Annotated in this window: 9 protein-coding genes and 2 pseudogenes; 5 read left to right on the top strand and 6 right to left on the bottom strand. The window is 40.0% G+C overall.

The genetic code is table 11. The annotated features are described in order from the left end of the window. Together N0824_RS21110 and N0824_RS19810 are read right to left on the bottom strand one after the other, a co-directional pair. The coding region (locus tag N0824_RS21110; RefSeq protein WP_146184308.1) for a transposase at nucleotides 1-751 on the bottom strand (751 nt) is incomplete at its 3' end. Further along, nucleotides 723-1,316, bottom strand: coding sequence for an IS607 family transposase (locus N0824_RS19810; RefSeq protein WP_108937740.1), 594 nt, complete (start codon nucleotides 1,314-1,316; stop codon nucleotides 723-725). The genes N0824_RS19810 and N0824_RS21110, both read right to left, overlap by 29 nt. Before the next feature lie 549 nt (nucleotides 1,317-1,865). Between N0824_RS19810 and N0824_RS19815 the strand changes: the two genes are divergently transcribed. The 3 genes and pseudogenes from N0824_RS19815 to N0824_RS19825 all read left to right on the top strand — a co-directional run. Beyond that, nucleotides 1,866-2,567, top strand: a complete 702-nt coding sequence (locus N0824_RS19815) for an NnrU family protein (RefSeq protein ID WP_108937991.1) — start codon at nucleotides 1,866-1,868, stop codon at nucleotides 2,565-2,567. An 88-nt stretch (nucleotides 2,568-2,655) separates the two neighbouring features. After that, on the top strand, nucleotides 2,656-2,997 hold the full coding sequence (locus N0824_RS19820) for a co-chaperone YbbN (RefSeq protein WP_108937992.1): 342 nt from the start codon (nucleotides 2,656-2,658) through the stop codon (nucleotides 2,995-2,997). Nucleotides 2,998-3,382: 385 nt separating this feature from the next. Next, nucleotides 3,383-3,622: pseudogene (locus N0824_RS19825) on the top strand (IS4 family transposase); the annotation flags it as partial. Between the two features lie 172 nt (nucleotides 3,623-3,794). Here N0824_RS19825 and N0824_RS19830 read toward each other — a convergent pair. Both N0824_RS19830 and N0824_RS19835 read right to left on the bottom strand, forming a co-directional pair. After that, nucleotides 3,795-4,529, bottom strand: coding sequence for an SDR family oxidoreductase (locus N0824_RS19830; RefSeq protein WP_108937993.1), 735 nt, complete (start codon nucleotides 4,527-4,529; stop codon nucleotides 3,795-3,797). A gap of 38 nt (nucleotides 4,530-4,567) precedes the next feature. Next, on the bottom strand, nucleotides 4,568-5,356 hold the full coding sequence (locus tag N0824_RS19835; protein ID WP_108937994.1) for a class I SAM-dependent methyltransferase: 789 nt from the start codon (nucleotides 5,354-5,356) through the stop codon (nucleotides 4,568-4,570). A gap of 78 nt (nucleotides 5,357-5,434) precedes the next feature. On the opposite strand from N0824_RS19835, the pseudogene N0824_RS21805 reads away from it, so the two are divergent. Beyond that, nucleotides 5,435-5,644: pseudogene (locus tag N0824_RS21805) on the top strand (MvdC/MvdD family ATP grasp protein); the annotation flags it as partial. A 212-nt stretch (nucleotides 5,645-5,856) separates the two neighbouring features. Beyond that, on the top strand, nucleotides 5,857-6,015 hold the full coding sequence (locus tag N0824_RS19840) for a microviridin/marinostatin family tricyclic proteinase inhibitor (RefSeq protein WP_002739260.1): 159 nt from the start codon (nucleotides 5,857-5,859) through the stop codon (nucleotides 6,013-6,015). Between the two features lie 154 nt (nucleotides 6,016-6,169). Here N0824_RS19840 and N0824_RS19845 read toward each other — a convergent pair whose 3' ends face one another. Both N0824_RS19845 and N0824_RS19850 read right to left on the bottom strand, forming a co-directional pair. Further along, entirely contained in the window at nucleotides 6,170-6,649 is a 480-nt protein-coding gene (locus N0824_RS19845) for a hypothetical protein (RefSeq protein WP_108937995.1), read from the bottom strand. 403 nt (nucleotides 6,650-7,052) lie between these two features. Continuing rightward, nucleotides 7,053-8,685, bottom strand: a 1,633-nt coding sequence (locus N0824_RS19850) for a non-ribosomal peptide synthetase (protein ID WP_146184309.1), incomplete at its 5' end; no start/stop codon positions are given.

The raw sequence follows: 8,685 nt of genomic DNA on the forward strand, positions 1-8,685 counted from the left end.
CCTGGCAATTACGCTTTAAAGTTAAACCTTGTATTCTTTTACTGGTCTTCTGTAGACTGGGTAATTCCGATTTGAGTTTAGCTAGTGTCTTGTTGTACTTTTGATTGCAGGATTTTAAGGCTTTTCCACATACTAAAGTTGGCTGAAATTCGGGAATATTAGAGGTAACAGCAGCTAGGTTATTTAAGCCTAAATCGATAAAAGCATATCTTTCTCCCTCTTGACTTGATGAGGCTGGTTGTTCATAGACAATCTCTAAACAATAAGCACCCGATTTAGGAATAATCCTGACCTCTAAAACTTCCTTTAAATTAATTTTAAATTCTAAATTAGTCCCTGATAGCTTGATTAAACCTTGCTTCAACGCTTTTTTAGAAATGGCTTGATAGTTATAAGTTAAAACGTTTCTACCTTTTTCCTTGTCTTTGTATCTTGGCAACTTAGGCTCTCCTGTAAATTTATCTGGCGATTTTTTGTATTGTTCTTTCGCTTTTTGGTAGGATTTAAAGGTTTTTTCTACTTGCTTTAATACTAACTGACTTACTTTGGCGGGTAAGGCTTGATAATCTGGACTCATTTTTAAGGCATGATGTAACTCAGTCATTGTTAAAAATGGTTGATGTGAAAAGAAAACTTGACGGTTTAAATAAACAGCACAATTATACAGATTCTTCGATAAAAATCCTAATTTATCAATGACTGAATAATTTTTGTGATTAAATTTAATTAGATGTTTTTGAACTAATTTCATCATTCTCCTCAAGGCATTTAATTAAACATTCTGTCTTTCTATTTCGTCGTCTTAATGAGTATAATCGAGCGCAAAATGAGGTAATTATGCTCACGAAGTCTTGCCTTAAATCGTCTTTTCTTTCTTCTGCTAGATTAACGACCTCTAGATCTCTATTTGTTTGAGTTAAAAGAACTTTCAGATAATTAAACCCTACTCTGCTTAAACGATCTTTATGTTCTACGACAATCAAATTATAATCAGTTTGTTCTAGAAGTTTTAATAATAGCTTTCGATGATCATTGACTCCACTTCCTACTTCTTTAACTACTCGAACAATTTGATAGCCTTTCGCAATACAATAAGCTTCCAATCTTTTTGCCTGAGTCTCTAAGTTAGATTGATTTTCTGAACTAGAAACTCGCCCATAAATAGCTACTTTATTTTCACCGCAAAAACGGTCATCTTCAAAAATAATAATTGTTCCTGTAGGAAGACGTTCTCCTTGTAACTGCCCTCGATTCCACATTCTCCAAGCAGTGTCATAACTGATCCCTTTTTTCTTAGCATAATCTGATAGTTTCATGTGAACTGCAATGTAAACTTGTACTAACCATATTAGCAGTTGTTTGCAGTCATTTGCATATATTTTTTACAAAACTTTACAATACTAAATAGGGGCTGCTGAAAAAGTTTTTCGTGGGGGCAGGGTGTGGGGTGTGGGGTGTAGGGTTTTACCGATTTTGAGGTAGTCAGTTACCTAATTTTCAGGGAAAAAGTACCTGAATTTTACCCCCGATCCCTCCAATGGTCGGCACTTTTTGAGGGAAAAAAAGTCTAAAAGCCTTATCCAACAAGGTTTTTAGATTTTTTCAGCCAGCCCTAAATACGGTTATTAAAGGCTGATTATCTATTGCCCCTTTTGCCTATTGCCTATTGCCTTTTGCATCTCCTCATAAGTAGTCTATACTCAACGGATTTAGTATTATATTCTTGGGAGAGGCTTTGGGGAAGCATACTTTTATTTTGCCCCGAATCCCCGATACTGGCAACCTAAAAAAAGGGGGCTGAAAAATTAACCATCAATCTTTAAAATAGAATTGGGGGAAAAATTTAGTCAATCAAGAGGGTAAAAGTGGCATTCGCTAGTCATTGGATCATGTTAGGTTTATTACTGGGTTTTGCTGTCGCCCATAGCGGATTAGCCAGTTTACGAATGCGGGGAGAAGCCATCATCGGTGCGCGACTGTATCGGGTATTATTTGCCCTCGTTAGTATCCCTCTAGCCGTGATTTTAGTAGTTTATTTCTTCAATCATCGTTATGATGGTTTGCTTCTCTGGCAAGTACAGGGAGTAACTGGAGTTAAAACCCTAGTTTGGATACTTTCGGCCATTTCTTTTTTCTTTCTCTATCCTGCCACCTTTAACCTGCTCGAGATTGCCGCTATCCAAAAACCCCAGGTTCATCTCTACGAAACTGGCATCCTGCGCGTTACCCGTCATCCCCAGATGGTAGGACAGGTGATCTGGTGTATTGCTCACACCCTCTGGTTAGGGACAAGCTTTACCCTATTAACTTCCCTAGGTTTAATTGCCCATCATCTTTTTGCTGTCTGGCATGGCGATCATCGGTTAGAGGACCGTTACGGAGAGGCATTTTTAAAGATCAAAGAACGCACCTCGGTGGTCCCCTTTTTAGCAATTATCGATGGTCGGCAAAGCCTAAAATGGCAAGAATTCCTTCGTCCTGCCTATCTAGGAGTAACAGGGTTTATTTTACTCCTCTGGTGGGGTCATCCTTGGCTAATACAAGCAACAAGTAAAATTTATTGGTGATTTTGCTCCCAACCCCTTTCTTATTGATCCCGATTGGTGTAGGATGGTTTCTATATCAAAATAAAATTTTCATAAAATCCGTTTAGACATGATGCTATCTGTCAACGAAAAGAGCTTCCCTAAGCTAGTTTTAGATTCTTCTCGTCCGGTTCTCGTGTATTTTTGGGCACCTTGGTGTGGTTTATGTCGTTTAATCCAACCCACCCTCTTGTCTTGGCAAAATGACTGTCAAGATACGATTCAATTAGTCGGTGTCAATGCCGATAATAATTTTAAATTAGCTAATAGTTTTCGTCTGCGTAGTCTGCCTACTTTAATTCTCTTCGATCGAGGTGTTCCCGTTCACCGTCTGGAGGAAATTCACAGTCGCGAGGAATTGCAACAAACCCTGCGACTAATAGTCAAAAATCAAATCCCGCGTTCAGCTTAAGGGAAAGATGCCTTTTCTGATGGGACTGGCAGAGATAATATAATAGGACAAAAAGTAGATAATCCCAATTGCTAAAACTACCATAGTTCCCCCAGTTCAAAAAATTAGGAGGCTTGCAAAAAATGCCGATTGGTGTGGCTGAATTTGTCGAAAATCAGGAAAATCGCTGTCCTGTGGTACTACTACTAGATAGGGTTTTCTGAAAAAATCTAAAAACCTTGTTGGGTAAGACTTTTAGACTTTTTGTCAATCAAAAAGTACCAGGCATGGGAGTGATCAGGGGGAAAGTTCAGGTACTTTTTCCCTGAAAATTAGGTAATTGGCCACCTCAAAACTGGTAAAACCCCACACCCCACACCCCACACCCTGCCCCTTCAGCATACCCTATCTAGACTGTAAAACATCCTTTGGTCTCAAAGTTCATGCCACATTGGGAGTGTCCCCAGTCGGAATAGCTTTAGGACTGATTAATCAATATGTCTGGGCAAGAGAAGAAAAGAATTTAGGGATTGCCAAGCTACGCAAAAAAAGAGAAACCCAATGGTTAAATTCTTTGTCAGAAACACAACAACAAATACCCGAAGATATTCAAGTAGTAACAATCGGAGATTGTGAGGCAGACATATAGTGCTTTTCACGTTCAAAGGGTTTAAGCCCCTTGCCCATGCCTCATTCTGATGAAAACTGCTATATTAATTTTCCTGCATTTTTCTGCTCACTTTGTTATTTTCGCTCTTCTGCTCTGACACCAGATTTTTTGTTCTCGAGGATTTCTTGGCCTTTTTTCACCATTTCTTTTAAAGAGTAACTCCACCGTCCACGGGTAAAACCACACCTGTCATATAGGGGTTGATAATCAAACTCAATACTGCTAGGGCGACTTCTTCGGGTTGCCCTAAATGTTCGACAGGTAGAGCAGAAACCGCCCATTTGCTCAAGTCCGAGCGTTCCGAATCACTTTGACTGCTCCAGATACTTGTATCTTCTATTAATCCGGGGGCAACAACGTTAACGCGAATAGGAGCGATTTCTAGGGCGAGGGCGCGTCCAAATATTGCTACAGCACTATTAGCGGCGGCTATGACGGAAATTCCGCCCATTTTGGAATATTTGAACATAGTGACGCTGGATGTCAGGGTAATAGAACCGTCCTTAGCCAAAGTTTTCAGGGAGCCACGCACTGCCAAAAAGGTTCCCCAGAATTTCTCCATACCTCCCCGGGCCGTTTCTGCGGTCATTTCGGTTAATAAGGCTCGCGGCATATTTCTGTCTCCCAGAGAGGTGACTACTAAATGGTCAAAGTTGCCAATTTCTGCAAAAAAGGTATTAACAGAATCTTCTTGTAAAAAATTAACAGTTTTGGCTTCAATCTCCCCTGGAATTAGGGCAGCGGCGGCAGCTAATTTCTCTTGAGAAGCATGGGAAAGCACCACTTTTGCCCCCAGGGAGAGCAATTTTTCGGCAATCGCTAGGTCAATCCCGGAGCTTGCACCAATAATAACGACTTTTTTACCCGATAAGGAATCAAACATTTTTTTGTCTCCAAAAATTCAAGAAAAACTGACAACTATTACAGTATATTGACTGGCTTTTGGGCAGCAACTAACCAATAAGTTATGGCCGAGGAACTTAGCAAATTATCCAGAGCCTTAATGTTTAAATTATAGGTTTCTTCGTCTAATTTTCCTGATTGAAATTCCTCTGTTAACCAAGACTTAAGATGGCGAAAATGTCTGAACCAGCACTCCTCCGTCACCTCGACAAATTGAACATCTTTAAACCCTGCCTGTTGATAAAGATTTTGATACTCTGCCCTATCTTTGACCGTGTTTGCTTGGGGAACTGTCCAATCTCCTAAAAGTTCTGTTGTGGCAAAACTCAGATCTGAGAGAATTAAGGTTCCCCCCGGCTTTAATACTCGCCAAGCTTCTTGGAGGAATTGCCGCCTGGTATTAAAATAAAAAGCCGCTTCTACACAAATAATTTGCTCAAAAGAATGATCGGCAAAATCCATTTCTACTGCGTCCATTAACAGAAATTTACCCTCGGGAAAATTCAAGAGACTTCTGGCAATTTGTGTCGGAGAAATGTTAATCCCCACAATTGCTGTCAATGGATAATATTTGAGAAGATAATGGGTAGTTGCTCCTAAACCGCAGCCAACGTCAAGAATTGTTCCCTGTTTGTTGGGAATAAATTCTAAAAGTTTCTCCATAAGAGTAGAGGATGCTTCCTGTTGATCTTGGGTACGGGAGAGCCAATAACCGACATTAAAAAACTCTCTTTCACCATAAAACTCTCGAATCGAAGGACTACAAATTAAATCATCGAATCTAGTAATCCATTCATTTTTATCCATTTTTAAACTCACTTAACTCTCTCGGCAAAAACTACATTAGTCTAACACGATTGGGCTTAGGAGAGTGGTAAGTGGGAAGTGGTTTATAGCAATGCTCGCCCAACGCCTGTTAAGGCAGTAAATATTGACCGCGTGGCTGAGGCGATAGAAAAAAAAGGAGCCGCACCTTTTCCCTTAGATACCGATAAATTTCCCTGAGAGGTTCAACTAACAGCCCAATTTAATGGTAAAAAAAGTTTTTATCAATTAACCTATAACCATCAATCTATATTATCATATCTGGTCAGGGACAGAAGTTATCGCTTTTGAATTAGGAATGGGGAGCGGAGAACAGGAAAGAAAATTTGCGTACCCCATGACTCTGAATACCGCTATAAGTGTCACCGATGGGAGTGCGGGTAAGGTAAGTATTTGACTTGAGTAAGACGGCAATATATGTTACTATCACAGGGTAATCGCAGCTATATTGAAAAAGCTGCTACTCAAAACTAGGAATGACCATGAATTATCCTAATAGCGAACAAAGTAAAGCAATCCCCTTCTTTGCTCGTTTTTTATCGGTGGACCAAGACGAGGCTCCGACTCCCGATTCCCCCCCCGATTCTGAACCGGCTCCCGTTTGGACTTGGAAATGGCCTTCTGACTGGGAAGATAGTTAATTAATTTAAAGATTGCTTTCAGTAATTCAGACAGAAAACAACCACCGCCATAAGTCAAGCAAGAGTAAGATTTATAGCGGTTTTTTGTTGTATTTAGGGTTTGCTGAAAAAGTCAATTGGCCGGTGAGGGCAGCAGTGCTTAGTTAAGTTACAACTACTCTTCAGCAATTTCTACTTCTTTGGGAGCAACAGGTTCTTCGGCAGCAATTTCTACTTCAATAGCCTTTTTCAGGTTAAGTTTTAGAACTTGAGAAATTGGCAAACCCTCCACCTCATTGATGAGATATTCTTGAGTTTCTGTTTCACGACGTTTGAGATAGACCGTTTTAAGCAGTGCCTCAATGCCATAACGCGTAACAATGTCGCCAATAATGGTAGAGATGCCTAAGACCCCAAGTCCACCAATTAGTCCCAGTGGACCGCCTAACCCAAAAAGTGCGTAAATCGCAGGATAGGCAGTAGTGCTGGATGCGGCAACAGCAATAATAAAAATAATGCCGGGGAGTCCAAGAGAAGCAAGTTTTTGAACAACTTCGTCCAGAGAAATTCCCCAGGAGACAAGTTTTTTGTTGATTTCTGTGGGATTCATTCCGAGAAAATCATTGGGAATGGCCGTTTCAGTAGTTTCCGTCATTGATGAGACTCCTAAAATCACTAGGTTGGATTGGTTGGTCGGGATTTCAGTCATATAAAATCCATGGTAAGGCAAAAGAATACAAATCGGCTGTCTAGCAATCAGATGCCTTGCAGCATTCTACATTAGTCTTACCGTTCACACAACTTGTAGAAAATCGTCAATTCTTAGATTAAATCCTGTTTAAAAGATAGAGGAGATTGGGGAGAAACAATTGATAAGCTAAGACGCATCTTAACCGCCTATTCTTAGATTAGCTGAATCTACCCCAATCCCTTTACTATTGCCTCTTGCAAGAGTGCCTTTTGCCTCGTCTCAACAAGCAATTTAAATGCTTGACAGCTTAACTGAGTTTTTCAAGTTGAATTGGGAGTTAACCATAGTCTTAAAAACGGGTTTGGTATCAAATCTCAAGGCAAACTTTTAATTCTTCGGCTAAAATCTGGACATGGGGTTCCACCATAATCGAGACATGATTTCCTAGTACGAAATGAATCTCAACTGGCTCTGTAGAAAATTCACTCCAGCCTAAGGAGGAATCCTCGCAATCTCCAGCTATTAAGTCTTTATTTGGATCATCAGATAATTCCTCCCTGGCCCGTATAATCGTAATTTTACCAGGATAAATCTGTTTAGGGAGATAATCAATCAGACATAAACAGCTAGTTTTATAGGCTTGGACAATTTTTTCAAGCTGCCTAGTTTCCGCATTAGGAGGAAGCATATTAGCCAGTTTAAAAAAGTTTAAGGCGTATTTTAATTGTTCCTCCACTGTTAAGAGTTGAAGAGTTTCATAGGAAATATCGATGGTTTTATCTAAATAAACTTCGATACCTTTGCTGACTTCAGCTAACCACCGCGCATGATCCCAATTAATATAATCAAGCAAAATTTGTTTGTCTTTATAGGTGGGTGCTGAAGAATCAATTATTGCTAGTAATGCCACTTGTTGACCCTGATTAACCAACTGTTGAGCCATTTCAAAAGCCACATTACCACCGTAGGAATGTCCTCCCAAAAAGTAGGGTCCTTGGGGTTGTAAATCCTGCATGGCTTGAAGATAAATACTGGCTATATCCTCAATGCGACTGATTTCTCCAAACTGTTGATAGAGATCATTTTCAAAACTGTAGAAAGGTTGATCTTTTCCTAAACAACGTCCTAAATGGTAAAAATAAAATGGTCGTCCTCCAGCGCCTGGAACACAGAAAAAAGGCGGCTTTGAACCCTGGGGTTGAATGGGAACTAGACAAGACTGGTTAGAGGAATCTGCATCGGTTTGAATAATGGTCGCTAACTGTTCAATAGTTGGGTTTTGAAATATTGTAGTTACGGCAATTTCTTTGCCTAACTGTTCTTTAATTTGGGTGATTAAATAAGGAGCTAAAAGGGAATGGCCACCGAGGTCAAAAAAGTTATCCTGCACGCTAATTTTGTCAATCTTTAGCACTTTTGACCAGATTTGCACGAGGTTTAATTCTAACTGATTACGCGCTTCAATAAATCTGTCTGAATCACTGGTATTACTGGGAGCTTTTAACGCACGGCGATCAATTTTTCCGTTAGCTGTTAAAGGGAAAGACTCCAGAAGCACAAAAGCACCAGGAACCATATAACCGGGCAATTTATCGCTAAGAAATTGACGCAAATCGCCACTTGTTAGCTTTACTCCTAGCTTAGGCACAATATAGGCAACTAACTGTTTTTCCCCTGGATTGTCTTCACGAACAATCACACAAGAAGACTGTACCGCCTGATTTTGACTAAGTACGGCCTCAATTTCTCCTAATTCAATGCGGAAACCGCGAATTTTTACTTGATTGTCAATGCGTCCTAAATATTCGATTTTACCATCGGGTAAATAACGGGCTAAGTCTCCCGTTTTATATAATTTTGACGGCTCATTGCCCCCCTTATTAAGGGGGGTTGGGGGGATCACTTCATCCTTCTCAAAAGGATTAGGAATAAATTTTTCTTGGGTTAATTCGGGACGATTGAGATAACCTTTGGCTAATCCCATACCACCAATATGTAAT

Origin of the sequence: Microcystis sp. 0824 (genome assembly GCF_003112475.1) — a bacterium.
Classification (GTDB): Bacteria; Cyanobacteriota; Cyanobacteriia; order Cyanobacteriales; family Microcystaceae; genus Microcystis; species Microcystis aeruginosa_C.